Genomic DNA, 25,709 nt, shown 5'->3' with positions numbered 1-25,709 from the left:
CTTTCAAGGTCACGGTCATAGGCGGCTGAAATATGATCATTCATGTTGTCTGTTCCTCGACGCATCGGGTTTTTCGCGTCGTTCATCCGGTTGATTATGGACATTGTCATCATTCGGTCACATCGTCATCGGCGTAATTCAGGTTGCCCGCCTTCGCAACGATCTTGGTGTCCCTTATACGCGATCCGCAAGTGCGCGGTTTATCCCATTTTGTCGGGGCCGTTGCCCTCGGCACGCAGTGGCACCATTTATCGCCGCTTTGTGTGACATTATAATGATAACATTCCAGTCGTTTTCATCGTCGGGCGACAGCACCTGACAGATATCACAAGCCTGGCTCGGTGGGCAAAAGAACATGCACGCGGGTCCCCTGCCCCTGCTTGCTTTCGACTGAAAACCGGCCCCGGTGACGGTTCACGATATGTTTGACAATTGCCAGCCCCAAACCCGTTCCCCCGATCGCACGCGATCTGTGGCTATCCACCCGGTAAAACCGTTCGGTCAACCGAGGAATATGATGCGCGGGGATGCCTTCGCCCTGATCGGCTACGACAATTTCAACCCCTTCGCCGCGCAGGCGCTGATGCATGGCCTGCGGTGACAGGCTGACCACGACATTGCCACCGCTTGCCCCGTATTTGATCGCGTTTTCCACAAGATTGGTAAACACCTGCACCAATTGCCCGTGATCGCCGGGCACCATGACATTCTGGTCTGGCTGTTCGAGCGTGACAGTCATATCCGCGCTGGCCGCCTGCGGTTCCAACCCCTTGATCACGGATTCCAGCAGTTCGCCAATGTCCACCTGTCCGCGCGGCCTGACCCGTTCGTCATCTTCCACGCGGCTAAGCGACAACAGGTCATCGACCAGCCGCGTCATCCTGTTGGCCTCGTGGGTCATGATGGCCAGAAACCTGTCGCGCGCGGCGTCGTCGTTGCGGGCCGCACCACCCAATGTCTCGATGAACCCCAAAAGGGCGGTCAGCGGCGTGCGCAATTCATGGCTGACGTTGGCCACAAAATCGCGGCGCATCTGTCCGGCATACTCTGTCGCTGTCCGGTCCTCGAATGATATGACGATGTTGCCGTCAGCAGGGGCGACAACGACACGGTATGTCGTATCACGATCCCCCTCGCGTCCCATGTATTGTGCAGTGACCGGCATTGCGCCCTCGCGCGCCAGCATGATCGCATCAAGGATCGCTGGCTGGCGCAGTGCCGTAATATGATGTTTTCCCAGCAGATTCTGCCCCAGCATCGCCTCGAGAGGGGCATTCACCGCGCGCACGCGATCATCATCCCCAACCACCATGACTGCCAGCGGTAACGCATTTATCAATGCCGCCATGTCCTTGGGCATCATCGGGTTACCTGTTCAGTCGACGTGGGGTCACATCGGGTGGTAGCAAGAAATAGTGTCCCGCAACGGCGCATTTTTCCGACACGCACAGCGGTAAACGTGTACATAGTGATTCAACCTGCCATCGTTTCTCTAGCATATGATATACTGTTCATGCGACCCAAGCGCGACCCGATTGATCGTTTTTCGAAAGACATGGATGAAAACGCCGGGCAAATGTTGATTGTCGGCGATCTTGAACGCTGGCAATCGGATGGTCGTATCATTCCGGATCTGGATGGGTTTGCCTTTGTCGACATTGCCGACCTGACTGCGGAAAATATCAACGGAGCGACATCGGGGATCGTTGTGTCACCGCTGGTGGCTGATGGGTTTGATGCTGTCGATGTGGCAGACCGCCTGGTTTCACTGGGATTTCAGGGCCGTTACCGTGTCATTGCACCATCTCTGCCTGACGCGGCCCTGATCCGCGACGAATTACAGCGGATGGCGCCAGATCTTGATTTCGATCTGTTGCTGATGCCCGCCGCGCATGGCGACGACTGATTAAAGCGGGCGCAGACTGGCCCGGAACCGCGCCGCATTCTGCTGATAATTCAATGCCGATGCCTGCAACCCCTTGATCGCATCAGAGTCCAGTTCCCGCACCACGCGTCCCGGCGCGCCCATTACCAGCGACCCGGCCGGAATGACCTTTCCTTCGGTGATCAGCGCCCCTGCCCCGATCAGGCAGTTGTCGCCGATCTGCGCCCCGTTCAGAACGGTTGCGCCCATGCCGATCAGGCAGTTATCCCCGACCGTGCAGCCATGCAGCATTGCCTTGTGACCAACAGTGCAGCCCGCCCCGATGATCAGCGGAAACCCCATATCGGTATGCAGGACACAGTTTTCCTGAACATTGCTGCCGGCACCGATTGTGATCTGCTCGTTATCGCCGCGCAACGTGCTTCCGAACCATACCGATGATCCGGCAGCCAAGACCACCTTGCCGATGATATTGCAGTCCGGTGCAACCCAGGCATCCTCTTTCACATCGGGGGTGGTATCGCCAAGCGCATAAAGGGTCATGTCATTTCTCCGAATTCGGTTTGCAGGGCGCGGACGTGATCCATCAAATCCGGTTGCTGCGATCGGCGCAGTCGTTCGGCGCTGATGATCGTTTTCAGCCGCTCTTCGGTCGTGTTCAGGTCCGCATTGATCAGAACATAATCATATCCGTCCCAGTGGCTGATTTCATCCCAGCTTTTTTGCATGCGCCTTTCGATCACCTCGGGCGCGTCCTGTCCGCGGCTGACCAGACGGCGGTGCAATTCCTTGATCGATGGCGGCAGGATGAAAATCGACAGCACATGTTCCTGCAAGCTGGAATTCTTGATTTGCTGCGCGCCTTGCCAGTCGATATCGAACAGGACATCGCGCCCCGCATCGATCGCTGTCTTGACCGGCGCCTTGGGCGAACCATAATAATTTCCAAAGACAAGCGCGTGTTCGAGCATTTCTCCCTGGCTGACCAGATTTTGGAATTCGGGGGCCGACACGAAAAAGTAATCCTTGCCGTCCTGTTCCCCCTCGCGCGGCGGGCGTGTTGTGGCGGATACGGAAAATTCCAGCGTGTCATCCCATGCGCGCAGCAAGCCCGCCAGGGTCGATTTGCCAGCGCCGGACGGTGACGAAAGAATTATCAATAGGCCGCGTCGTGACATTACCTTACTCCACGTTTTGAATTTGTTCGCGCATCTGGTCGATCACGGCCTTCAGGTCCAGCCCGATCCGCGTGAGCGGCGCAGATTGCGCCTTGGAGCACAGGGTGTTTGCCTCGCGGTTGAATTCTTGTGACAGAAAGTCCAGCTTTCGGCCTACCGGGCCTGCCTCATCCAGCAGGTCGGCGGCGGCCCCGACATGGGCGCGCAGCCGGTCGATTTCCTCGGTCACATCATTCTTGAGCGCGAGCATGGCCAGTTCCTGGGCAATGCGTGTTTCATCGATACTCTCGACATCATCCACCACGCGGCGCAGCGCCGCGCGCAGATTGGCGCGAACAACCGGCGCGCGGTCAGCGGCCGCACCGGCCGCCGCCGTCGTCAGCGTGGCAATCTTGTCCAACTGGTCAACGATGACAGCGCGCAGGGCGGCGCCTTCGGTGGCGCGCATCTGTGTAAAGGCCGTGATCAAAGGTGCGATATCAGCGATCAAGGCCGCAACCAGTGCGGCATCATCCCCCGCGGGTTGCCCCGCAACCAACACACCACGTTGCGTCAGCACATCCGCCGCAGTCGGCTGCCCCAGCGTGACACCCATCGCAAAGGCACGTTCCTGGACCGTGTCAAGCGCGCCCAGAACACGGTCAAGCTGGGCCTGGTCAACGGCAAGGGCTGTGGCGTCCTCGGCGCGGTGCAGACGCAGGTTCACAGTGATATTGCCGCGCCCCAACCCTTGTGTCAGCGCGCGGCGCAAGGCCTGTTCGACCGCATCAAAGCCATCTGGAATACGCAGCCGCAGATCCAGACCGCGTGCGTTCACACCGCGTATGTCCCAGCCCCATGATACCGGGCCCAATTGGCCGGTCCGGCTAGCAAATGCGGTCATCGAATGCATCATTGCATGTCCCCGTCACGAGTTATGGGCGCACCTAACGGCAAAGTCCCCGTTGGGGCAACCCTGCGCGGGCTTCCACTGTTAACCCGTTAAGAATTTGTTAAGTGAAAAAAGCGGTAATCTTTGTTACCCTCTTTGCATACACCACAGGATGTCGGGAAGGCAGGCATCAGGGATTTTTGAGGTCAGTTATGAAACGTATAGAAGATACCCCGCACCACCAGCCCGGCACGCAACCCGGTGCCGACAACCCGATACTGACCAGCCTTGAACATTACTGGCAGACCTTGCGCCGGGCCCGCCGGCTCCCGCTGCGCAATGAGATCGAGCCAAGCCAGATTGATCGGGCATTGCCACATGCGTTTATTCTGCAACGTGTCGCACCGGGGGTCGCGCGGATGCGGGTGGCGGGGCAGCACCTGCACGATCTGTTGCAGATGGATGCGCGTGGTATGCCCGTCAGCACATTCTTTGAATCAGCCGCCCGCGAACAGATCGCGCAGTTGATTGAATCGGCATTTCAGGAACCAGCCATCATCGCCTTGCCGCTGCAGTCACCAGGTGGGCTTTTGCGGCCGGCGATGAAAGGCACCATGCTGCTTTTGCCGCTGAATGACGAAAAAGGCGAAACGACCCGCGTACTTGGCGCGATCGTGACAGACGGGCAAACAGGCAACCGGCCACGGCGTTTTTACGTGCCCGAGGGTGCCGTGATCCGCCACGAAACGCTCTGCCTGCATCTGGCAAGCACCCAGCCAGTCACCCCTGCCATGAATCACAAAGGGCCAGGCGCGCGGCGCCCAGCCCTGCGATTGGTAGTCGATAACAGCTAACTTAGCCTGCCTTGGACTGCTGCATGCGGTCGCGGCGTGCGGACAGTTCTTCGGACACCAGAAACGCCAGTTCCAGCGACTGCGAGGCGTTCAGGCGCGGATCGCAGGCAGTGTGATAGCGGTCTGACAGGTCCTCGTCCGTGACGGCGCGCACGCCGCCGGTGCATTCGGTCACATCCGCGCCGGTCATCTCGAAATGCACACCACCGGGGATCGTGCCTTCGGCGTTGTGAACGGCAAAGAATTCCTTGACCTCGCGCAGCACGCTGTCGAATGGCCGCGTCTTGTATCCGCTGGTCGATTTGATCGTGTTGCCGTGCATCGCGTCACAGGTCCAGACGACGTTTGCGCCCTCTTCCTCGACGGCGCGGATCAGGCGCGGCAGGTGTTCGCCCACGGACCCTGCCCCGAAACGCGCAATCAGCGTCAGGCGTCCGGCCTCGTTGTCGGGGTTCAGCGACGCCATCAACGCCTTGAGGTGCCCGCTGGTCATGGTCGGGCCGCATTTCAGGCCAATGGGGTTTTGCACGCCCTTGCAGAATTCCACATGCGCCCCGTCAGGCTGCCGCGTGCGGTCGCCGATCCAGATCATATGTCCGGACCCGGCCAGCCACTTGCCGGATGTGGAATCCAGACGGCACAGCGCCTCTTCGTATTCCAGCAACAAAGCCTCGTGGCTGGTGTAGAAATCCACAGTTTGAAGCTGGTGATTGGTGGCACTGGTCAGCCCCGCGGCTTCCATGAACGACAATGTATCGCCGATCCGTTCGGCCATGGCGCGGTATTTTTCCGCCTCTGGCGCATCGGTAAAGCCAAGGGTCCAGCCATGGACGCGGTGCACATCGGCAAAGCCGCCGGTGGAAAAGGCGCGCAGCAGGTTCAATGTGGCAGCGGCCTGCAAGTAGGCCTGCAACATGCGTTCAGGATCGGGGATCCGGCTGTCTTCGGTGAAATCGAACCCGTTGATGATGTCACCGCGGTAGCTGGGCAATTCCACGCCATCCATGGTTTCGGTGGCGGCCGACCGCGGTTTTGCCATCTGGCCTGCCATGCGGCCCACTTTGACCACGGGCACCTTGGCGCCATAGGTCAGCACCATCGCCATCTGCAACATCACCTTGAAGGTGTCACGGATGCCATCAGCGGAAAATTCCGCAAAACTTTCGGCGCAATCGCCGCCTTGCAGCAAAAACGCATCACCCTTGCTGACAGCAGCCAGTTGCGATTTCAACTTGCGTGCCTCGCCGGCGAACACCAGTGGCGGATAGCTGGCAAGACGGTCCTCGACTGCGCGCAGGGCGGCGGCATCGGTATAGTCAGGCATCTGCACCCGGGGCTTCTTGCGCCAGTCAGATTTTTGCCAGTCAGTCATTGTTTCGCTCCGTTCAGGATGGTTAGCGGTATCAGGGCGTCGGTATAGCGCGGGCGGCGCCCCGGGCCAATGGCAAAGTTGCACGAAACATGCCATGATAGAAGGCAAACGCGGACTTGTGCTTGTATTTGCCCTTGAAGGCTGCGGGCAAAACTGATCAGGTTTTGCGACTGAATATTTACTGGATCAAGAAATGTCCATCGACCCCCAGATCATCGACGTCGACCACAAGGGCAAACCGCGCCGGTTTGTCTTTGTTCTGATGCGCGATTTTACGATGCTTTGCTTTGCCAGTGCGATCGAAAGTTTGCGGATCGCCAACCGTACCGCGGGAAAGCAACTGTATTCGTGGAAAATCGTCAGCGAAAACGGCGAGGATGCCGTCTGTTCGAATGGCTGCGCGTTCCGCGTCGAAAGCGACCTGACCGAACTTGAACGCGATGATACGATCATGATGTGTGGCGGGATCGACGTGCAGGCCGCGACCACGAAACGGGTGCTGAACTGGCTGCGCCGCGAGGCCCGGCGCGGCGTGACCATCGGCGGGCTTTGCACGGCTGGGTATACGCTGGCCAAGGCCGGATTGCTGGACGGCAAACGCGCCACGATACATTGGGAAAACCAGGACAGCTTTGCCGAGGAATTCGAGGATGTGCATCTGACGCGATCCGTCTTTGTCGTCGATGGCAATCGGATCACAACCGCGGGCGGCACCGCATCCATCGACCTGATGCTCAAGATCATTGCCGACGACCATGGCGAAGATCTCGCCAATGCGGTCGCGGATACCCTGATCTATTCGTCCATCCGCACAGATCAGGACACCCAGCGTCTATCGATTCCCACGCGGATCGGCGTGCGCCACCCCAAGCTGAGCCGGGTGATCCAGATGATGGAAAACAACATCGAAGACCCGATCAGCCCTGCGATACTGGCCAAAGAGGTGGGCATGTCCACCCGGCAACTGGAGCGGCTCTTCCGCCGTTATCTGGCGCGCAGTCCAAAGCGCTATTATATGGAATTGCGCCTGCAAAAGGCGCGTAACCTGTTAATGCAGACGGATATGACGGTGATCAACGTGGCGCTGGCATGTGGCTTTGCGTCACCATCGCATTTTTCGAAATGCTATCGGTCGCACTATGACACCACCCCATACCGTGAACGCGGCAGCCACGCGGCACGCCTGTCTGTCTGATCTCGGTAACGTGCAGCCATGATTGCCGCTAATTGCGCAACCCCGCAGGCTATTTTCCCGGTAATTTACGCTCTGCGGGCGGTTTGCCTTTTGGTTCCACCTTTTCTTTTGAAAACCTGCTGCTAATCTACGCGTCAGGAAAACGACATCCGATAGGGAGACACGGGTAATGAAAAAACTGATGATGGCGACAACCGCCATGGCGATGATCTCGGGCGGGGCATTTGCCGCCGGGCACGCAGAGGAAATCAAGATTGGTGTGGTGCTGGGCTTTACCGGACCGCTGGAATCGATAACGCCGGCCATGGGTGCCGGTGCCGAAATGGCGATGGCCGAAGTGACCGAAGCCGGCGCGCTGCTGGGCGGGGCGACGGTGACATCCGTGCGCGCAGACAGCACATGTATCGACGCAGGCGCCGCGGCATCTGCTGCTGAACGCGTTGTGACATCTGATGGCGTTGCCGCCATCATGGGCGCGGACTGTTCCGGCGTGACTGGCGCAATCCTGCAAAACGTCGCTCGCCCCAATGGCGTGGTGATGATTTCGCCCTCTGCCACCTCGCCCGGCCTGTCGACTGCCGAGGATGACGGCCTGTTCTTCCGTACTGCGCCCTCCGATGCCCGTCAGGGTGTCATCATCACGGAAATCCTGCAGGACCGCGGCGTGGATGAAGTGGCGCTGACCTATACCAACAACGACTATGGCAAGGGTCTGGCCGATGCGTTTCAGGGCGCCTTTGAAGCGGCTGGCGGCACCGTGACAATTTCCGCAGCCCACGAAGACGGTAAGGCCGATTATTCGGCCGAGGTCGGCGCACTGGCCTCTGCCGGTGGCGACGTCCTGGTGGTTGCCGGATACGTTGACCAAGGTGGGTCGGGCGTCGTGCGGTCTGCCCTGGACAGTGGTGCGTTCGATACCTTCTATTTCCCCGACGGTATGGTCGGTGTGAAACTGAACGAAAACTTCGGTGATGAGCTGAACGGATCCTTCGGGGCCTATCCGGGTACCGACAGCATCGGCGCCGCCCGTTTTGTCGAACTGGCAGACGCGAACGGCTTTGACGGCACAGGCGCATTTGCCCCTGAATCATACGATGCCGCAGCGCTGATCATGCTGGCGATGCAGGCCGCGGGATCGTCGGCATCGGCTGATTTCAAGGATCACGTGTTCGACGTGGCCAACGCCCCCGGCGTTGAAATCTTCCCCGGCGAACTGGCCAAGGGGCTGGAGCTGCTCGCCGCTGGCGAAGACATCGACTATGTCGGTGCCTCTGCGGTGGAACTGATCGGACCAGGTGAATCAGCCGGGAATTATCAGGAAATCGAATTTGCGGATGGTGTCTATTCGACCATCGGCTATCGCTGATACGATCCATCGAACAGGACCGGCGCGGGGTATTTCCCGCGCCGGTCCCAAAAAGCAGACGCAGTAAATTGCGCGCAAGGGGACGGTTATGATCATCGTTGAAAATCTGGTGAAGACCTTTGGTGGTTTTCGCGCTGTGGATGGCGCATCGCTTGAGATTGGCGCGGGCACCATTACGGGCTTGATTGGGCCGAACGGCGCAGGAAAAACCACACTTTTCAATGTGATCGCGGGCGTTCTGAAACCCACGTCCGGTCGCGTGACGATGAATGGCGAAGACATTACCGGCCTGCCCCCGCATGAATTGTTTCACAAAGGGTTGCTGCGCACCTTTCAGATCGCACATGAATTTTCATCCATGACGGTGCGCGAAAACCTGATGATGGTGCCTGGCAGTCAATCGGGCGAAACCTTGTGGAACACATGGTTCGGGCGCAAACGGATCGCCGATGAAGAACGTGCGCTGCTGGCCAAGGCCGACGAGGTGCTTGAATTCCTGACCGTTGACCATCTGCGGGATGAAAAAGCCGGAAACCTGTCCGGCGGGCAGAAAAAGCTGCTGGAACTGGGGCGCACTATGATGGTGGACGCCAAGATCGTGTTTCTGGACGAAGTCGGCGCTGGCGTGAACCGCACGCTGCTGAACACCATCGGCGATGCGATCATCCGCTTGAACAAGGAACGCAACTATACTTTTGTCGTGATCGAACACGACATGGATTTTATTGGCCGCCTTTGTGATCCGGTGATCTGTATGGCAGAGGGCCATGTTCTGGCCCAAGGGACTTTGGACGAAATCAAGGCAAACGAACAGGTGATCGAGGCTTATCTCGGCACTGGTTTGAAAAACAAGGACAAGGTAACCGCATGACCCGTTTCATTCTTACCGTGCTGGTTGGCATGGTCCTGGGGTCCGGCGCGACCCTTTATTACATCTATGAAAACCATGCCGATCCCGCAGAGCAAACCATGATGCGCGACACATTGCTGAACTACGCCCCATTTCTAGAAGAGTATATCGCCCCGTGAGTGATCCGTTTTTGATTGGCGACGCCATGACCGGTGGCTATGGCAAAGGCCCGGACATCCTGCACGGGTGCACCATTGCTGCCGAAAAGGGCGAAATTGCCGTGATTGTCGGGCCGAACGGTGCTGGCAAATCGACCGCGATGAAGGCCCTTTTCGGAATGTTGAACGTCAATCAGGGTGCGGTGCGTCTTGATGGCGAAGACATCACACATCTGTCGCCGCAGCAGCGGGTGGTCAAAGGCATGGGATTTGTCCCACAGGTCCGCAACATCTTTACCTCTATGACAGTCGAGGAAAACCTGGAAATGGGTGCCTATATCCGGCACGATGATTTCCGCGATACGATGGCACAGGTCTATGACCTGTTCCCGATCCTCAAGGAAAAGCGCAATCAGGCGGCAGGCGAATTGTCGGGCGGGCAACGCCAGCAGGTCGCCGTGGGCCGCGCGCTGATGACGAAGCCCAAGGTGCTGATGCTGGACGAACCCACCGCAGGCGTTAGCCCCATCGTGATGGACGAATTGTTCGACCGGATCATCGAGGTTGCCCGCACCGGCATTCCGATCCTGATGGTGGAACAGAACGCCCGCCAAGCGCTTGAAATTGCTGACAAAGCCTATGTTCTGGTGCAGGGGCGAAATGCGCATACCGGCACCGGCAAGGAACTTTTGGCAGACCCTGAAGTGCGGCGGAGTTTTCTGGGCGGATGAACATGTTTTCAAGCCAGATCATCAAGATCTCTACCCAAGGGGCAATACCATGGACATCCTGAACGCCCTTGTGGCCTTTGCCAATTTTGTCTTTGTGCCCGGTCTTGCCTATGGCGCGCAGCTTGCCATCGGGGCGCTGGGTGTCACGCTGATCTATGGCATCCTGCGGTTTTCGAATTTCGCCCATGGTGACACGATGGCATTCGGGACCGCATTTACCATCATTGGTACCAATGCGTTACTGGCGCTGGGGATCACCTTTGGCCCGCTGCCGACCGCCCTGCTCGCCCTGCCCTTTGGGATTGGTGCGACGATCCTGCTGGTGCTCGCCATCGACTGGCTGGTGTATAAATTCTACCGCGATCAAAAAGCCGCGCCGGTTATCCTTGTCATCGTGTCCATGGGCGTGATGTTTGTGATGAACGGGATCGTGCGTTTCGTCATCGGGGTTGACGACATCCGTTTTGCCGATGGCGAACGGTTCATCATCACCGCCCGTGATTTCAAGACCATGACCGGGCTTGAGGAAGGTTTGGCAATCAAGACCACACAGGCCATCACCGTGGTCGTCGCGGTCGTTGTCGTCGCGCTGCTGTTCTGGTTCCTGAACAAGACGCGCACGGGAAAATCGATGCGGGCCTTTTCCGACAACGAGGATCTTGCACTTTTGTCCGGCATCAATCCCGACTGGGTGGTCAAGGTGACATGGATGATCGTCGCCGCCCTCGCGGCGACGGCGGGCGTGCTTTATGGGTTGGATAAATCCTTTAAGGCGTTCACCTATTTCCAGCTTTTGCTGCCGATCTTTGCCTCTGCCATCGTGGGCGGGCTGGGCAACCCTTTGGGGGCCATCGCGGGTGGCTTTGTCATCGCCTTCAGCGAGGTCACGATCACATATGCCTGGAAAAAAGTGCTGGTCTATCTGATGCCCGAGAATCTGGAGCCCGATGGGTTGGTTCAACTTTTGTCCACTGATTATAAATTTGCCGTCAGTTTCGCGATTCTGATCATCGTGCTGCTGTTCAAACCGACCGGCCTGTTCAAGGGGCAATCCGTATGAACCCGACACTCAAGAACACCCTGCTTTTTGTCTTTGTCGGCTTGCTGATCCTGGGCACCGGTATCGTGCAGGGCTGGAATTCGGCATTGCTGATCCTGAACATGGGGCTGATTTCAGCGGTCATGTCGCTCGGCGTGAACCTGCAATGGGGCTTTGCCGGGCTGTTCAATATCGGGGTGATGGGTTTCGTCGCCCTTGGGGGGCTGGCAACGGTGCTGGTATCGATGCCCCCTGTGGGCGAGGCCTGGGCCGCCGGCGGGCTGCGGATCATCGCAGGACTGCTGTTGGGGGCGGCAACGATCGTGGCGGCGGTTCTGGCGCAAAAGCATCTGAAAGGCAGGCGTCGAACGCTTGCGACACTTGTGATCCTGATTGGTGGATTCTTTCTTTACCGGGCGGTTTTCGATCGCGGTGTTGACGCGGTCGAGGCCATAAACCCGGCTTTGGCAGGTAACCTTGGCGGACTGGGCCTGCCTGTCCTGCTCAGCTGGCCCGTCGGTGGATTGCTGGCCGCAGGGGCGGCCTGGATCATCGGCAAGACCGCGCTTGGCCTGCGGTCGGACTATCTGGCGATTGCCACACTTGGGATCGCCGAAATCATTATTGCCGTGCTGAAAAACGAAGACTGGCTGGCACGTGGCGTTAAGAACGTCATCGGTCTCCCCCGTCCGGTCCCTTACGAAGTGGACCTGCAGGCTGATCCGGGATTTGTAGAGCGCGCCGCCAGCTTTGGGCTTGATCCGGTTACCGCGTCGACCCTTTATACGAAGGCCGGATATGCGATCCTGTTTACCATCGTGCTGCTGATCCTGCTGTGGATGGCGCAGATGGCTCTCAAGAGCCCATGGGGCCGCATGATGCGGGCGATCCGTGACAATGAGACAGCAGCCGAGGCGATGGGCAAGGATGTGACCGCGCGGCATTTGCAGATTTTCATTCTCGGCTCGGCGATCTGCGGCATAGCGGGTGCGATGATGACGACGCTGGACGGACAGTTGACGCCCGGCACGTATCAGCCGCTGCGCTTTACCTTTCTGGTCTGGGTCATGGTGATCGTGGGCGGTTCGGGCAACAATTTCGGCGCGGTACTGGGCGGTATTCTGATCTGGTGGCTTTGGGTGCAGGTCGAACCAATGGGACTGGCTTTGATGACCCTTCTGGCCTCCGGGCTGGCGGACGGCAGTGCGCTCAAGGAAGGTATGATCGAATCTGCGGCACATATGCGCCTGCTGACCATGGGTCTTGTGCTGCTTTTCGTGTTGCGGTTCAGCCCCCGTGGCCTGATCCCTGAACGCTGACTTGTCCTTGCCGCCTGCCTTGTTACAAGCAGGGCAGGCAAACACGAGGATCTGATGATACGCATCTTTCGCTGGCTGGTCCGTCTGGCCACAGTTCTGATCGTGGTGATGGTCGCCGGCCTTGCATTGGCGTATTATTTCGCGTCCCGGTCCCTGCCCGATTATAATGCACAGGCCACCGTTGCGCGGATCAGCGCGCCGGTCGAAATCGTGCGCGATAATGCCAATGTGCCCCACATCTTTGGGGACACAGACGCAGACGTCTATTTCGCGCTTGGTTATGCCCACGCGCAAGACCGTTTGTGGCAGATGACGATGCTGCGCCGCACAGCGCAGGGCCGTTTGTCAGAACTGTTCGGTCTGCGCACAATCGGCATCGACGAGGCGCTACGCCGGTTCGATATCTATAATCTGGCAGTGGCATCGGTCGCGGCACAGGATGCACAAACGACGACCGCGTTGAATGCCTATTCTGCCGGGGTGAACGCCTGGCTGACAGAGGTCAACAAAGGCGCCCTTGGACGGGGTGCACCAGAGATGTGGCTGTTCAACCATGCGATCGCCCCATGGCAACCTGCTGATTCGCTGGCGATTCTGAAACTGATGGCGCTGCAACTCTCTTCGCAGCTCGAAAACGAGGTGCTGCGCGCGCGCACGTCGCTGATCATCGACGATGACCGCCTGCGCGACATCATGCCCGACGATCCCACTGATGGCGTTGCGGCGCTGCCCGAATATGCCAGCCTGTTCCCTGACGTGCCCGCGTTCACACCCGACATGCGCATGGCTTATGATCCGCTTTCCCCGATCAAGCCGCGCGCGCTGGCTGGCGCATCGAACGCCTGGGCCGCCAATCCGACCCGGTCGGCCACCGGTGCCACGCTGCTGGCAAATGATCCGCATCTGGGACTGACCGCACCGACGATCTGGTATCTGGCCCGGATGGAACTGACCACGGGCGGGGTGATCGGCGCGACAATCCCGGGGATGCCGGTCATCCTGAGCGGGCGCAGCACGGATTTGGGCTGGGGCCTGACCAGCGCCTATGTGGACGACCAGGATGTGCTGATCGAAGAGGTAAACCCCGACAACCCCGATGAATACCGTGGCCCGGACGGATGGGTGCCGTTTCGCAAGCGCGACAGCATCATCACGATCAAGGACGCCCCCGCAATCACGCTCCGCCTGCGTTGGACAGCGAACGGGCCTGTGATGCCGCGCAGCCAGTTCGATCTGGGCACGATCACGCCCTCCGGGCATGTCGCCGCCGTTGCGTGGTCCGCCTTGTCGGACCGCGACACATCCATGTCGGCGGCCATGTCCATCATGGCTGCGCGCAATGTCGATGACGCGATTGCCGCGGGCGAGGATTTTATCGCACCCGCCCAGAATCTGACCATCGCGGATCGCAACAGGATCGCGATGAAGACCATCGGCGCTCTGCCTGCCCGCGATGCGGATCACCAGACCAAAGGCCGGATGCCTGCCTATGGATACCTGCCGCAAAACCGCTGGCAAGGACGCTTTCCCTACAGCGACAACCCCGAATTCGTAAACCCCGACGGCGGGATCATTGGCAATACCAACAACAAGACCGTTGATCGGCCCTTTCCCAATCACGTGACCTATGACTGGGGCGACACCCAGCGCATCAACCGCTGGCGGCGGCTGATGCAGGCACGCGAGGTCCACACCCGCGACAGTTTCATCGAGGCCCAGCAGGACACCGTCAGCTTTACCGCGCGGACGTTGCTGACCCTGATGGGGGCAGATCTATGGTATACCGGCGATCCGGCACCGGAAGGCACCCCCGAACGCCGTCGCCAGATCGCGCTTGATCTATTGTCGGCATGGAACGGCGAGATGAACGAACATCTGCCTGAACCGTTGATCTATGCGGCATGGGTCCGCGAATTCCAGCGCCGCCTGATCCGCGATGAACTGGGCCCGTTGGCGCCCGCCTTTATCCACCCCGATCCGGTGTTCATTGAACGCGTGCTGCGCGATGTGGACGGCGCTGCGATCTGGTGTGACGTGATTCAGTCGGCCCCGCAGGAAACCTGCACGGAAATCGCCCGTCAGTCGCTGGACGACGCGCTGATCTGGATCACCGAAAATCACGGTGCCGCCATCGAGGCCGTGCGCTGGGGCGATGCCCATCAGGCCATGCATGATCACCCCGTTCTGGGGCAAGCGGCGTTCCTGAACTGGGTCGTCAACATCCGGCAATCGACCAGTGGCGGCGACAATACATTGCAACGGGGCAAGACGATTGGCACCGGGCCTGCGCCGTTTGGAAATGTTCATGCGGCAGGTTATCGTGGCGTCTACGATTTTGCAGACCCGGATAGTTCTGTCTTTGTCACGGCCACCGGGCAGTCAGGGCATCCGCTGTCGCGCTATTACGACAATCTGGGCACGCTGTGGCGGCGCGGCGAATATATTCCGATGTCGCTTGATCCGGATCTGGCGCGCGCGGCTGCCGTCGGGGTTACCAGGCTGATCCCGGCGGATTAAAGCTGTGCAAAGCGTGCCTTTTGCACGGCCGTCCATTGCACCGTAACACGATAGCCGTCATCTGTCTGATCCTCGCCTATGACGACCCCGGCATCAAACAGCCACGCGCGCTTGCGCCCCTCTGAAAAGCCAAGCAAGAAGGTTTCTTCGGTTTTTGGATCGCTGAGTTTTTCCGGTATCGCGCTTAGCAGACGATCCAACCCTTCGCCCGTGACCGCTGAAATGGCAAAGATATCGGGGTTGCGCGACGCTTGCGTCAGCACCGCATCGCGCCCGTCACTGTCCAGCAAATCGATCTTGTTCCAGACCTCGATGATCGGCGCTTCTTCGGCGACACCAAGGCTGTGAAGAATCGCCATGACATCGGCGGCCTGTTCTTCGGTTTGGGCATGGCTGATGTCGCGCACGTGGACGATCAGATCGGCGTCCAGCACCTCTTCCAGTGTGGCGCGAAAGGCCGCGACAAGTTCGGTGGGCAGATCGCTGATGAAGCCCACGGTATCCGACATGATCACCTCTTCGCCCGCAGGCAAAACGATCTTGCGCATTGTCGGATCAAGCGTTGCGAACAGCATGTCCTTGGCGAACACATCCGCACCGGTCAGGCGGTTGAACAAGGTCGATTTTCCCGCGTTGGTGTAGCCAACAAGGGCCACAACCGGAAACGGCACCTTGGCGCGGGATGCCCGGTGCAGTTCGCGGGTTTTCGCGACCTTGGCCAACTGCCGGCGCAGGCGGTTCAACTGGTCGTCAATGGCGCGACGGTCCGCCTCGATCTGGGTTTCGCCGGGACCACCGACAAAACCAAGGCCCCCGCGCTGGCGTTCAAGGTGGGTCCACGCGCGGACAAGGCGGGTGCGCTGATAGGACAAAGCGGCCATTTCAACCTGCAACACCCCTTCGGATGTGCGGGCGCGGTCGCTGAAAATCTCAAGGATCAGCCCGGTGCGGTCCAGCAATTTGACGCCCCAGGCCTTTTCAAGGTTACGTTGCTGCACGGGGGTCACTGGTCCGTCGATCAGAACCAGTTCCACGTCCGCTGCGGCGAATTTTTCCTTGAGTTCCGCGATCTTGCCCTTGCCGAACAACATACCGGGATGGATCTTGGGCAGACGCACGATATCGGCCCCAACGACGTCGAGATCGGGCAGCGCCGCAGCCAGCGCCACGGCCTCTTCCAGCGCAGGGCCAGCGGCGCGGCGGTCAAAGTCGGATTTCAGATCCGGGTGCAGCACCCATGCACGGGTGACCGGCCTGTCATGTTCCAGCAAGGTTATTCTTCACCTTCATAAAGGCTGATCGGTTGGGCGGGCATGATCGTGGAAATCGCACTTTTATACACCAGCTGCGATTGCCCGTCGCGGCGCAGCAGCACGCAGAAACTGTCAAACCACGTGATGACGCCCTGTAATTTGACACCATTCACCAGAAAAATTGTCACAGGAACCTTCGTCTTGCGAACATGATTTAGAAATGCATCCTGAAGATTTGCCTTGTCGGCGGCCATAATGAACCCCTTTTATTGTTCTTGCGGCCGCGTGTCGGCCCCCCTCGTTCTGGTTGCAGTATGTCGCGGCGTTGAAAGAGTTTCCAGCCCAAAAGATGACCCGCTCAGCGCTGCCAGATTTCAGGATTGAACAGGGCGATGATCGCCAGCGTTTCCAGCCGCCCCAACACCATCGCAGCGGCCAGAATGATCTTGGCACTGTCGGGAATGCCAGCATAGGAAATCGGGGCCTCGGCTGCGACAGAGGCAAGCGGGCCCGTTGTGGACAAGGCCGACACCGATAGCACCATTGCCGTTTCGAACTGCACGCCCGTCAACGACAACAGCACCATGACCACCGCGATACTGATCGCGAACAGCATGAAAAACACCCATGAAATATAAGCGCCCTGTTTACGAATGCGCCGCGCTTCGCGCCCGCCGCCACCTACCGACGACGGGTGCAGCAACCGTTCCTGTTCGCGTTCACCGTGGCGGTAAAGCGCGTAGATGCGCAACAGCTTGACCCCCCCGGCCGTCGTCGCAACCCCACCTCCGATCAGCGCCATGCCGATCAGGAAAAGCCCCGGTGTATCAAGCCCGGACCAGCCGCGCGCCCCGCCCCAATAATGCGATTCGAACCCTGTGGTGGTCAGAAAGGATGTGACCGTGAACAGCGTTCCCCACAGCGCGCGCCAACTTCCGCCAGTGTCACGGCCCGCGCCGATTTCCGCCGCCCCGATGAAGTGGCGCAGAAACAACAGCCCCGTGACAATCCCGATCAACACAAGCGCGGTCATGAATTCAGGATCCCGGCGCAAGCCCTGATTGGCATCCCGGATCAGACTGCGACTGAATGTCAGCCGCGACAGGGCAAAAACGAAAAAGCAAAAGACCAGTAACTCTCCCCAAAACCGCGAGGCCGCATAATAAAGCCCCCCGATGGGGGAAATACCCGACGTTGAAAGGGTCGACATCGCATGGCAAAGCGCGATGTAGGGAAATTCACCTGCGATCACCAGACCGACCCAAAGCGCGCCTGTCAGCGCCACGTAAATCGGCGTCAGTGCCAGCGTATAGCGCACCAGCCTGACCGAAGGGTCCGCAATTTCCGCGATCTGTGTAAAGCTGCGCACCGGGCCCTTGCCCACGCCAGCCGTCGCACGCACCTCAAAGCCGCCCAGATTCATCGGCGCAAAGATCGACACCGCCGTAATCCAGACCAGCAGCCCGCCCAGCCAGCCAACCAGCGCGCGCCACAAATGCAAGGACGGCGTCAAACGCCCGGCACTGTCATAAACCGTCGCGCCTGTCGTTGTGAAACTGGACACCATTTCAAACCATGCATTCAGAAATGTCGTATTTCCAACGGCCTCGTGGAACGGCACGGCCAGCATCAGCGGCAGGACAGTAAAGGCCGACAAAAGCCCGACCAACTGGCTGCGGGCAACGCTGGCGGGTTCAAAACCGGCCGTGGCCAGCGCGATCACCAGCGTTAAAAGGGAAAACAGGACGAACCCATAGAAAAACACCCGCATCGTGGTGAAATCCTGCATCACCGCTGCGTGCATCGCCGGCACGATCATCGCAATCGCACCAAGGCCCATCAGAATCACAAAAAACGGCAGGCGGGTGATCCAGGTCATCAGAAATAATCAATCGTGACCTGCAAAAGCCGCTCTACCTCGGGGACGTCGTCAGCCATTGCAAAAATGGCGATGACATCGCCCTCTTCAATCCGCGTTTCACCTGTGGGTCTGACAATCTGCCCGTTTTTCATAACTCCGCCGATCAGCGTGCCTTCGGGAAAGGCCACATCCCTGATCCGCTGGCCCGCGATCGGTGACGTCCCCAGCACCTGCGCTTCGATCATTTCGGCCTCGGCATCGCCAATCGAATAAACCCCGCGCACCCGTCCGTGCCGGATATGCCGCAGAATGGAACTGACGGTGGTCGCGCGCGGATTGATATAGGCATCAATGTCCAAAGGCCCCATCAGCGGCACAAGTGTCGGGTCATTGATCAGGCTGATTGCCATGGCACAGCCCATTTCCTTGGCCCGCACAGAGGCAAGCAGATTTGTCTTGTCATCGTCGGTCACAGCCAGCACCGCATCCGCGCCGCTGATATTCGCCTCTTGCAGCAAGGCACTGTCCAGCCCGTCACCATGCAACACAATGGTCCGGTCCAACGCGTCAGCAGCCCGCTCTGCAAATTCGCGGTTCTTTTCGATCACCTTGACGCGGACACGGTCGGTGCGCGCCTCTAGCGCGCGTGCCACGGCAAGCCCGACATTGCCACCCCCGATAATGACCACACGTTCTTGTTTTGACTGCGTTTTACCGAAAATTTCCAATGTGCGGGCCATGTCCCGCGTATCGGTAAAGATATAACAATCGTCGCCCGCAAAGATCTGGTCACCGGCAGACGGCGCAAACAGGGCACCTTCGCGCCGGATGCCGACAACAATCGCGCGCAATGTCGAAAACAGGTCCGTCAGTTGCCGCAACGGTGTGTTGATGACAGGGCAATCATCCTCGATCGTGATCCCCAAGAGCTGGGCCCCGCCGTCGAAAAAGTTTTCAGTGTCGAACGCAGCCGGCGCAGACAACCGCTGCAAGGCGGCTTCTGCAACTTCTTTCTCGGGGGAAATCACCACGTCGATCGGTAGATGGTCGCGGCGGTAAAGATCCGAATAGATGGCATCCAGATAGCTTTGCGCGCGCAGGCGTGCGATCTTGCGGCGGATGGCAAAGACGGAATGGGCCACCTGACAGGTGACCATGTTCACCTCGTCCGAATGGGTGGCGGCGATGATCATATCGGCGTCGCGCGCGCCGGCCCGGTCCAGAACATCGGGATAGCTGGCGAAACCGGAAATGCCCTGCACGTCCAGTGTATCTGTCGCGCGGCGCACCAGTTCGGGGTTGTTATCCACAACCGTAACATCGTTCTTTTCGCCAGACAGATGGCGGGCGATCTGCCAGCCGACCTGCCCTGCACCACAGATGATCACCTTCATGAAGCGTCGTCTTCCACGTATGCTACACGGCCACCGGCCTTGTTCGATGTCACAACGCCTAACGATTTCAGCTTGCGATGCAAGGCCGACCGTTCCATCCCGACAAAAGAGGCGGTCCGGCTGATATTGCCGCCGAAGCGATTGATCTGGGTGAGCAGATATTCGCGTTCAAACAATTCTCGCGCATCGCGCAGGGGCAATGTCGCGAGCCCGCCGCCCAGCACGATCCGTCCACCACCACCGCCGCCACCTTCGTCAGATGCCGGCAATTCCTTTGCACCGATCTCGCCCGTGTTTTCCCCAAGAATAAGAACGCGTTCCACGACATTCTTCAACTGTCGCACATTGCCCGGCCACAGCATCGTCTGCAAAAGGGCACGTGCATCATCGGCCAGCTGGCGCAGCGGCAAACCCTGGACCTTGTTGAAAACAGAAATGAAATGTTCTGCCAAAAGCGGTATATCCTCGCGCCGTTCTTCCAGCGACGGCACCGCGATCGGCACGACGTTCAGCCGGTGATACAGTTCTTCGCGGAATGTGCCCGCAGCGATGGCCGCAGGCAGATCGCGGTTGGTGCTGGAAATGACGCGCAAATCAACCTGCACCTTGTCCGTGCCGCCCACCCGCTGAAACCGTTGTTCGACCAGCACCCGCAAGATTTTCGACTGGGTGCCGATAGGCATATCCGCCACCTCGTCAAAGTAGATGACACCGCCGTTCGCTTCCTCCAGCAGGCCAGGCTCTACGCCGCGTGTGCTGTCCTCTCGGCCGAACAGAACCTCCTCCATTCGGTCGGGCGCAATCGAGGCAGAGTTCACAGTCACGAAAGGTGACGACGACCGGTTGGAATTGGCATGGATATAGCGGGCTGCAATCTCCTTGCCTGCCCCCGCAGGGCCTGTCAGCATGACGCGCCCGTTGGATTTGGTCACCTTGTCCAGATTTGATTTCAACATCCGGAAAGCCGCACTTTCGCCCAGCATATCGGCGCTGATCACATCGCCCCGCTTGAGTTCGATATTTTCCCGCCGCAAACGCGACGTTTCCATCGCCCGCCGGATCACCACCAGCAACTGATCGATGTTAAAGGGTTTTTCGATGAAATCGTAAGCACCCTGTTTGATCGCCGCGACGGCGATTTCGATATTGCCGTGGCCCGAGATGATGACGATCGGAATGTCGGGGTGATCGCGCTTGACGGACTTGAGAATGTCGATCCCGTCCATATTGCTGTCTTTCAACCAGATATCGAGCACCATCAACGCGGGCGGACTTGCTGCAATTTCTGCCATGCAGGCATCCGACGTGCCGGCCAACCGGGTGCTATAGCCTTCGTCCTGCAAGATGTCGGAAATCAATTCCCGGATATCGCGTTCGTCATCGGTGATCAGAATATCGCCCATCTGTGCCCTCATGCTGGTATTTTCTTATCCTGTGCGCGCGCCGGCAGCACAGGCAGTTGAATATTTGCGCAGGCCCCGGCGTGGTCCTGCCCGTCGAATATGTCGGCATCGGTCAGCGTCAGCGTTCCGGCGTGTTCTTCAATGATCTTTTTGACGATCGGCAGACCCAGCCCTGTGCCCTTGTCCCGCGTTGTCACATAGGGTTCAAACAGGCGCGCGCGATCCTCTGGCAGGCCCACGCCATTGTCCTGAATTGTGATGGTAACATGGCCGTCAACGCGCGTCATGCCGACATGAATTTCGGCCCGGTATTCGGGCGTATCGCGTGTTTCGCGAAATGTTTCGGTGGCTTCGCCTGCGTTCTTGATCAAATTGGTTAACGCCTGGCTGATCATTGTGCCATCGACCTCTGCCAAGATGGATTCCTCGGGCAGGTCGGCCCGGATTTTCACATCAGGCTGACCCGCCCGCTGCAATGCCACCGCATCGCGCAGCAACTTTGTCAGATCGCACATTTTCAGTTGCGGCTCGGGCATGCGCGCAAACTTTGAAAACTCATCAACAATGCGACGCAAGTCATTGGTTTGCCGTACAATAACGTCAGTCATCTGTTCCAGCTTATCCGCATCCGCCCCGACACGCGTGCCGAATTTGCGTTTGATGCGTTCCGCCGAAAGCTGAATTGGCGTCAACGGGTTCTTGATTTCATGGGCAATACGCCGGGCGACGTCACCCCACGCGGCCATGCGCTGTGCGCTGACCAGATCGGTCACGTCATCAAAGGCCACGACATACCCTTCCAGGGCGCCATCCGAATTGCGCCGGGGGGACATGCGCACCAGCAGGCTTTCCTGCTGGCCGTTGCGGATCATATTGATCTGTTCCTGCACACTGTCGCTATCGGCGCTGCGCACCTGATCGAAAAGTGCCGCAAATTGCGGGATCGCCACGGCAAGCGAACTATCCGCCAATGCATGATCCACCGAGAGCAGACGCCGCGCCGACGGGTTCACAAAGGTGATGCGCCCATCTTCGTCCAACCCCACCACACCCGACGTTACGGAACTCAGCACACTGTCGAACAACCGGCGGCGGCGTTCGGTCTGGCGGTTGGTTTCCATCAACTCGTCGCGCTGCCCCTTCAGGCGGCTGGTCATCTGGTTAAAGTAATGGCCCAGTTGAGAAATCTCGTCGTCGCCATCATCTTCGATCACGCGCACGTCCAGATCACCCGAACCGACGCGCTGCGACGCGGACACCAGCCGGCCCACAGGCCGCGACAGCCGTTCGGCAAACCAAAGACCCATCCAGATTGCAGCCAAAATCAGGATCACCGCAAAGCCCAGATATAGCAGGCCGAACTGAAACAGGATTTGCCCCCGCTCAGTTGCAAGTTGTTGATATTGCGCGACGGTTTCGGTTGTATCGTCCAGCAGGGACAAGACATTCCCGTCGACCTGCCGCGTCACGTAAAGATAGCGGTCCCGAAAGGCGCCAAGCGGGATAAGCCCACGGAATTCATTGTTTTCAAGGTCTTCGATAATCACCAGCCCGGTGTCATCAGCGGCAGGAAACGCGTCCGGCGGGGGGCGTTCATAGGCGAATTCATAGGACCGCGCACCACGCGCCGCGATATTGCCCAGCCCATCCAGCACAAAGACCTCGCTGAGCCCGCGTTCGATCTGTGGCTGCACCTCGCCCAACGCACGCCTGACCTCGCCATCGTCCATGAACAGGTTCTGCTGGCGTTCATTGTTCAGATAAGCCGCCAGGGCGCGGCCATCGCGGCTTAGTTCCTGCCGGTGTTCTTCTTCATAGGCCTGCGCGGTGGTCAGTGACGTTCTCAGCACATTCCCGACCGGTTCCGAAAACAGCCCCTCGAGAGCGACCGAAATCAACAGAACCGAAAACACCGCGACAAGCACCGTGGGGATCAGTGCGGACAGCGCGAAAACACCCGTCAACCGCAGGTGCAGCCGCGAGCCAGCCGATTTCGCGCGCCGTGCCGCGATCATCCGGGCCACCTGCCCCATCACCAGCGCAGCAACGATCAAGACATAGACAAGATCCACCAACAGCACCAAGCGCAGGCGTGGCGATGATGCGCCTTGGCCCAATGGTCCGACGATCACATAGGTCAGAACCGCAAGCAGCGGCCCAAGGATCAGCAAAGAGAGCGTGACCGCACTGCGCACATGCCGCTGGCGCTGCCAACGGCTGAACCGCGTAAAATTCAATCCCGTCAGGGTCCGCCGCACGCGCTTTGACCTGTTACTGAGGTGGGGATGGCCCCACGCTATCGCATTTGCCAATGGTCCTGACGTTGCGCTGACGCAACGAGGCCACGGTTCTGTTGCGGTTTTACATCAATTTGCGGCGGCGTGTCACGCGGATATCGAGGTCTGTGATTTTCTTGCGCAGGGTATTGCGATTAATCCCGAGCAAATCGGCGCATTTCGCCTGATTTCCGCCCGTGGCATCCAGCGCAATCTCGATCAGCGGCGCTTCGACTTCGGACAGGATTCGGTTATACAGACCCGGCGGCGGTAACACGCCGCCGTGCAGATCGAAATAACGGCGCAGATGCTTGGCCACGCTGGCCGACAGCTTTTCACCCTCGCCGCCTGCACGCAGCGGTTCAATCGCAGGCTGGTTGCCCAGCACGGTTTCCACTTCGGATCGGGTGATCTCCTCTTCGGTCGAGGTGAAAACCAACCGCCGGACCGCATTTTCCAACTGGCGCACATTGCCCGGCCAGCTGTAGGCGCGCACCAGATCAAGGGCGGCATCGCCAAACCGGCGCACCGGTGCGCCATCGCGTTCGGCGCGGGCCAGGAAATGCGCGGCCAGCAACGGAATGTCATCGACCCGCTCGCGCAGCGACGGCACATCGACGGTTACGCCGCCCAGCCGGTAAAACAGGTCTTCACGGAATTTGCCCTCTTCCATGCGGGCCATCAGGTCCGACTGCGATGTCGCCATGATCCGGGGGGCATTCTCGCCCAATGTGTCCAGCATCCGCACGATCCGCGCCTGCGCGTCGTCGGACAGATCACTGACCTCATCAAACAGGATCGACCCGCCCTTGGCACGGCTCAGCACGGTGGACGGGCCATCCATCCCCTCCAGGTCGCCCGCCGATACAACGACGAAAGGCAGGCTGCGGCGGTCGGAAAAATCGTGCACGGCGCGTGCGATCAGCGACTTTCCCGTGCCGCTTTCGCCGGTAATCAGCACGGGCAGTTGCGTGTTCATTACCCGTGCAACAAGCCGGTAGAGCGCCTGCATCACCGGGGTCCGCCCGACCAGAGGAAGATCACCGCCCTTTTCGGTCGCGGTAATATCAGGGGCGCGTGTCGTCGGTGCGCGGCGCTTGATTTCAAGCGCACGGGCGGCGCGTTTCATCAGATCAGGCAGGTCAAATGGCTTGGGCAGGTAATCAAAGGCTTCTGCTTCGGCCGCCTGAATCGCTGTCATGATGGTGTTTTGTGCCGAAATCACGATTACCGGCAATCCGGGGCGGGCAGCAGAAATCTTGGGCAGTTGTTCCAGCCCGTTTCCATCCGGCATCACCACATCGGAAATCACCAGGTCGCCCTTGCCTTCATCCACCCAGCGCATCAGCGTGACAAGTGACGATGTGGCATGCACCTTGCAGCCCGCCCGCGTCAGTGCCTGGGTCAGAACCGTCCGGATCGTGCGGTCATCATCTGCAACAAGAACGGTTCCATCCATCAATTCTCTCCTGTCTCAATTTCCTTGGGCGCTAGCGGCAACGAGATACGAAACACCGTTTTTCCCGGCACGCTATCCACCGATATCCACCCGCCGCCATCACCGATCAGCTTGGACACCAGCGCCAGCCCAAGGCCGGTCCCGTTTTCCCTGCCCGATACGAAGGGCTCGAAAATGTCATCGGCAATTTCGGGCGGCAGGCCCGGCCCATCGTCGATGATTTCAACCTGCAAAGGCAAGCGCGCCTGCGTGCCGTCAGACCTGCGCACCCGTAAAGAAGCATCGTAGAATGTATGCAGTCGGATCGCGCCGCCTGCCTTGCTTGCCTCGGCGGCGTTCTTGATCAGGTTCAGGAACACCTGCAACAGCTGATCGCCATCGGCCAGTGTCTGCGGCAGCGACGGATCGTAGTCTTCGATGAACATCATGTGCGCGGCAAATCCGACCGCCGCAGATTGCCGCGCGCGGTCCAGAATATCATGGATATTGACGGGTTTCAGCAGCGGCGGACGCAGATTGCCGAATTGTTCGACCTGTTCCAGCAGTTTCACGATGCGGCGGCTTTCGGCGACGATCAGATCGGTCATTTCCTGATCTTCGGGCGACAGCCCCATCGACAAAAGCTGTGCCGCGCCGGTGATGCCCGCCAGCGGGTTCTTGATTTCATGGGCCAGCATTTCGGCCATGCCGATCGCCGATTTAGCCGCCTTGCCCGAGGAATGGTTCTG

Annotated in this window: 23 protein-coding genes; 10 read left to right on the top strand and 13 right to left on the bottom strand. The window is 59.2% G+C overall.

The genetic code is table 11. The features are described from left to right. Positions 1-325 precede the first annotated feature (325 nt). Positions 326-1,363, bottom strand: coding sequence for a sensor histidine kinase (locus ACTG4B_RS11705; protein ID WP_439155887.1), 1,038 nt, complete (start codon positions 1,361-1,363; stop codon positions 326-328). Positions 1,364-1,513: 150 nt separating this feature from the next. On the opposite strand from ACTG4B_RS11705, the gene ACTG4B_RS11700 reads away from it, so the two are divergent. Beyond that, positions 1,514-1,906: a hypothetical protein gene (locus tag ACTG4B_RS11700; RefSeq protein WP_439155886.1), complete on the top strand. Its 393-nt coding sequence runs from the start codon at positions 1,514-1,516 to the stop codon at positions 1,904-1,906. Here the strand turns inward: ACTG4B_RS11700 and ACTG4B_RS11695 are convergent, their stop codons facing one another. The 3 genes from ACTG4B_RS11695 to ACTG4B_RS11685 are packed head-to-tail and all read right to left on the bottom strand — an operon-like array spanning position 1,907 to position 3,958. Continuing rightward, a complete protein-coding gene (locus ACTG4B_RS11695; protein ID WP_439155885.1) occupies positions 1,907-2,428 on the bottom strand; it encodes a gamma carbonic anhydrase family protein in 522 nt (173 codons plus the stop codon). Further along, complete coding sequence (gene gmk / locus ACTG4B_RS11690; RefSeq protein WP_439155884.1) at positions 2,425-3,063, bottom strand: guanylate kinase; 639 nt, start codon at positions 3,061-3,063, stop codon at positions 2,425-2,427. Before gmk ends, ACTG4B_RS11695 begins: the two co-directional genes overlap by 4 nt. A gap of 4 nt (positions 3,064-3,067) precedes the next feature. After that, positions 3,068-3,958 carry a YicC/YloC family endoribonuclease gene (locus tag ACTG4B_RS11685; protein WP_439155883.1) on the bottom strand — a complete coding sequence of 297 codons (891 nt, stop codon included), beginning with the start codon at positions 3,956-3,958 and terminating at the stop codon, positions 3,068-3,070. A gap of 188 nt (positions 3,959-4,146) precedes the next feature. Between ACTG4B_RS11685 and ACTG4B_RS11680 the strand changes: the two genes are divergently transcribed. Next, entirely contained in the window at positions 4,147-4,788 is a 642-nt protein-coding gene (locus ACTG4B_RS11680; protein WP_439155882.1) for a PAS domain-containing protein, read from the top strand. Between the two features lies 1 nt (position 4,789). Here ACTG4B_RS11680 and ACTG4B_RS11675 read toward each other — a convergent pair whose 3' ends face one another. After that, positions 4,790-6,160, bottom strand: coding sequence for a class II 3-deoxy-7-phosphoheptulonate synthase (locus ACTG4B_RS11675; RefSeq protein WP_439155881.1), 1,371 nt, complete (start codon positions 6,158-6,160; stop codon positions 4,790-4,792). A 193-nt stretch (positions 6,161-6,353) separates the two neighbouring features. Between ACTG4B_RS11675 and ACTG4B_RS11670 the strand changes: the two genes are divergently transcribed. The 8 genes from ACTG4B_RS11670 (at position 6,354) to ACTG4B_RS11635 (ending at position 15,335) form a co-directional block, all read left to right on the top strand. After that, positions 6,354-7,355, top strand: coding sequence for a GlxA family transcriptional regulator (locus ACTG4B_RS11670; RefSeq protein ID WP_439155880.1), 1,002 nt, complete (start codon positions 6,354-6,356; stop codon positions 7,353-7,355). Between the two features lie 169 nt (positions 7,356-7,524). Beyond that, positions 7,525-8,721: an ABC transporter substrate-binding protein gene (locus ACTG4B_RS11665; RefSeq protein ID WP_439155879.1), complete on the top strand. Its 1,197-nt coding sequence runs from the start codon at positions 7,525-7,527 to the stop codon at positions 8,719-8,721. An 88-nt stretch (positions 8,722-8,809) separates the two neighbouring features. After that, entirely contained in the window at positions 8,810-9,592 is a 783-nt protein-coding gene (locus tag ACTG4B_RS11660) for an ABC transporter ATP-binding protein (RefSeq protein WP_439155878.1), read from the top strand. Next, complete coding sequence (locus tag ACTG4B_RS11655) at positions 9,589-9,750, top strand: hypothetical protein (RefSeq protein WP_439155877.1); 162 nt, start codon at positions 9,589-9,591, stop codon at positions 9,748-9,750. The genes ACTG4B_RS11660 and ACTG4B_RS11655 overlap by 4 nt, the downstream gene beginning before the upstream one ends. After that, positions 9,747-10,460: an ABC transporter ATP-binding protein gene (locus ACTG4B_RS11650; protein WP_439155876.1), complete on the top strand. Its 714-nt coding sequence runs from the start codon at positions 9,747-9,749 to the stop codon at positions 10,458-10,460. Before ACTG4B_RS11655 ends, ACTG4B_RS11650 begins: the two co-directional genes overlap by 4 nt. Before the next feature lie 49 nt (positions 10,461-10,509). Next, the gene (locus ACTG4B_RS11645) at positions 10,510-11,520 is read left to right on the top strand and encodes a branched-chain amino acid ABC transporter permease (protein WP_439155875.1); all 1,011 of its coding nucleotides are present in this window, start codon (positions 10,510-10,512) and stop codon (positions 11,518-11,520) included. After that, complete coding sequence (locus ACTG4B_RS11640) at positions 11,517-12,818, top strand: branched-chain amino acid ABC transporter permease (protein WP_439155874.1); 1,302 nt, start codon at positions 11,517-11,519, stop codon at positions 12,816-12,818. Before ACTG4B_RS11645 ends, ACTG4B_RS11640 begins: the two co-directional genes overlap by 4 nt. Positions 12,819-12,872: 54 nt before the next feature. After that, the gene (locus tag ACTG4B_RS11635) at positions 12,873-15,335 is read left to right on the top strand and encodes a penicillin acylase family protein (protein ID WP_439155873.1); all 2,463 of its coding nucleotides are present in this window, start codon (positions 12,873-12,875) and stop codon (positions 15,333-15,335) included. On the opposite strand, the gene hflX is transcribed toward ACTG4B_RS11635, so the two are convergent. From hflX to ACTG4B_RS11595, 8 genes are all read right to left on the bottom strand, one after another. Then, positions 15,332-16,603 carry a GTPase HflX gene (gene hflX / locus ACTG4B_RS11630; protein WP_439155888.1) on the bottom strand — a complete coding sequence of 424 codons (1,272 nt, stop codon included), beginning with the start codon at positions 16,601-16,603 and terminating at the stop codon, positions 15,332-15,334. The two genes, ACTG4B_RS11635 and hflX, sit on opposite strands and share 4 nt — an antisense overlap. Positions 16,604-16,608: 5 nt before the next feature. Continuing rightward, on the bottom strand, positions 16,609-16,842 hold the full coding sequence (gene hfq, locus ACTG4B_RS11625) for an RNA chaperone Hfq (protein WP_007204924.1): 234 nt from the start codon (positions 16,840-16,842) through the stop codon (positions 16,609-16,611). A gap of 104 nt (positions 16,843-16,946) precedes the next feature. After that, complete coding sequence (locus ACTG4B_RS11620; RefSeq protein WP_439155872.1) at positions 16,947-18,467, bottom strand: TrkH family potassium uptake protein; 1,521 nt, start codon at positions 18,465-18,467, stop codon at positions 16,947-16,949. Next, on the bottom strand, positions 18,467-19,843 hold the full coding sequence (gene trkA / locus ACTG4B_RS11615; RefSeq protein WP_439155871.1) for a Trk system potassium transporter TrkA: 1,377 nt from the start codon (positions 19,841-19,843) through the stop codon (positions 18,467-18,469). Before trkA ends, ACTG4B_RS11620 begins: the two co-directional genes overlap by 1 nt. Beyond that, positions 19,840-21,246 carry a nitrogen assimilation response regulator NtrX gene (ntrX, locus tag ACTG4B_RS11610; protein WP_439155870.1) on the bottom strand — a complete coding sequence of 469 codons (1,407 nt, stop codon included), beginning with the start codon at positions 21,244-21,246 and terminating at the stop codon, positions 19,840-19,842. Before ntrX ends, trkA begins: the two co-directional genes overlap by 4 nt. 8 nt (positions 21,247-21,254) lie before the next feature. After that, the gene (locus ACTG4B_RS11605) at positions 21,255-23,504 is read right to left on the bottom strand and encodes an ATP-binding protein (RefSeq protein ID WP_439155869.1); all 2,250 of its coding nucleotides are present in this window, start codon (positions 23,502-23,504) and stop codon (positions 21,255-21,257) included. A 103-nt stretch (positions 23,505-23,607) separates the two neighbouring features. Beyond that, positions 23,608-24,981, bottom strand: a complete 1,374-nt coding sequence (locus ACTG4B_RS11600; RefSeq protein WP_439155868.1) for a response regulator — start codon at positions 24,979-24,981, stop codon at positions 23,608-23,610. Continuing rightward, a partial coding sequence (locus ACTG4B_RS11595; protein ID WP_439155867.1) for a two-component system sensor histidine kinase NtrB occupies positions 24,981-25,709 on the bottom strand: 729 nt, incomplete at its 5' end. The genes ACTG4B_RS11600 and ACTG4B_RS11595, both read right to left, overlap by 1 nt.

The organism is Yoonia sp. (assembly GCF_965660735.1).
Lineage (GTDB): Bacteria > Pseudomonadota > Alphaproteobacteria > Rhodobacterales > Rhodobacteraceae > Yoonia.
Note: the sequence above shows the minus strand (reverse complement) of the source record. Positions and strands in the feature narration are given on the sequence as shown.

What these genes read in the sequence shown, in the direction of transcription:
- ACTG4B_RS11705 (WP_439155887.1), bottom strand. Translation starts at nt 1,363, where the DNA reads ATGATGCCCAAGGACATGGCGGCATTGATAAATGCGTTACCGCTGGCA.
- ACTG4B_RS11700 (WP_439155886.1), top strand. Translation starts at nt 1,514, where the DNA reads ATGCGACCCAAGCGCGACCCGATTGATCGTTTTTCGAAAGACATGGAT.
- ACTG4B_RS11695 (WP_439155885.1), bottom strand. Translation starts at nt 2,428, where the DNA reads ATGACCCTTTATGCGCTTGGCGATACCACCCCCGATGTGAAAGAGGAT.
- gmk (WP_439155884.1), bottom strand. Translation starts at nt 3,063, where the DNA reads ATGTCACGACGCGGCCTATTGATAATTCTTTCGTCACCGTCCGGCGCT.
- ACTG4B_RS11685 (WP_439155883.1), bottom strand. Translation starts at nt 3,958, where the DNA reads ATGATGCATTCGATGACCGCATTTGCTAGCCGGACCGGCCAATTGGGC.
- ACTG4B_RS11680 (WP_439155882.1), top strand. Translation starts at nt 4,147, where the DNA reads ATGAAACGTATAGAAGATACCCCGCACCACCAGCCCGGCACGCAACCC.
- ACTG4B_RS11675 (WP_439155881.1), bottom strand. Translation starts at nt 6,160, where the DNA reads ATGACTGACTGGCAAAAATCTGACTGGCGCAAGAAGCCCCGGGTGCAG.
- ACTG4B_RS11670 (WP_439155880.1), top strand. Translation starts at nt 6,354, where the DNA reads ATGTCCATCGACCCCCAGATCATCGACGTCGACCACAAGGGCAAACCG.
- ACTG4B_RS11665 (WP_439155879.1), top strand. Translation starts at nt 7,525, where the DNA reads ATGAAAAAACTGATGATGGCGACAACCGCCATGGCGATGATCTCGGGC.
- ACTG4B_RS11660 (WP_439155878.1), top strand. Translation starts at nt 8,810, where the DNA reads ATGATCATCGTTGAAAATCTGGTGAAGACCTTTGGTGGTTTTCGCGCT.
- ACTG4B_RS11655 (WP_439155877.1), top strand. Translation starts at nt 9,589, where the DNA reads ATGACCCGTTTCATTCTTACCGTGCTGGTTGGCATGGTCCTGGGGTCC.
- ACTG4B_RS11645 (WP_439155875.1), top strand. Translation starts at nt 10,510, where the DNA reads ATGGACATCCTGAACGCCCTTGTGGCCTTTGCCAATTTTGTCTTTGTG.
- ACTG4B_RS11640 (WP_439155874.1), top strand. Translation starts at nt 11,517, where the DNA reads ATGAACCCGACACTCAAGAACACCCTGCTTTTTGTCTTTGTCGGCTTG.
- ACTG4B_RS11635 (WP_439155873.1), top strand. Translation starts at nt 12,873, where the DNA reads ATGATACGCATCTTTCGCTGGCTGGTCCGTCTGGCCACAGTTCTGATC.
- hfq (WP_007204924.1), bottom strand. Translation starts at nt 16,842, where the DNA reads ATGGCCGCCGACAAGGCAAATCTTCAGGATGCATTTCTAAATCATGTT.
- ACTG4B_RS11620 (WP_439155872.1), bottom strand. Translation starts at nt 18,467, where the DNA reads ATGACCTGGATCACCCGCCTGCCGTTTTTTGTGATTCTGATGGGCCTT.
- trkA (WP_439155871.1), bottom strand. Translation starts at nt 19,843, where the DNA reads ATGAAGGTGATCATCTGTGGTGCAGGGCAGGTCGGCTGGCAGATCGCC.
- ntrX (WP_439155870.1), bottom strand. Translation starts at nt 21,246, where the DNA reads ATGGGCGATATTCTGATCACCGATGACGAACGCGATATCCGGGAATTG.
- ACTG4B_RS11600 (WP_439155868.1), bottom strand. Translation starts at nt 24,981, where the DNA reads ATGGATGGAACCGTTCTTGTTGCAGATGATGACCGCACGATCCGGACG.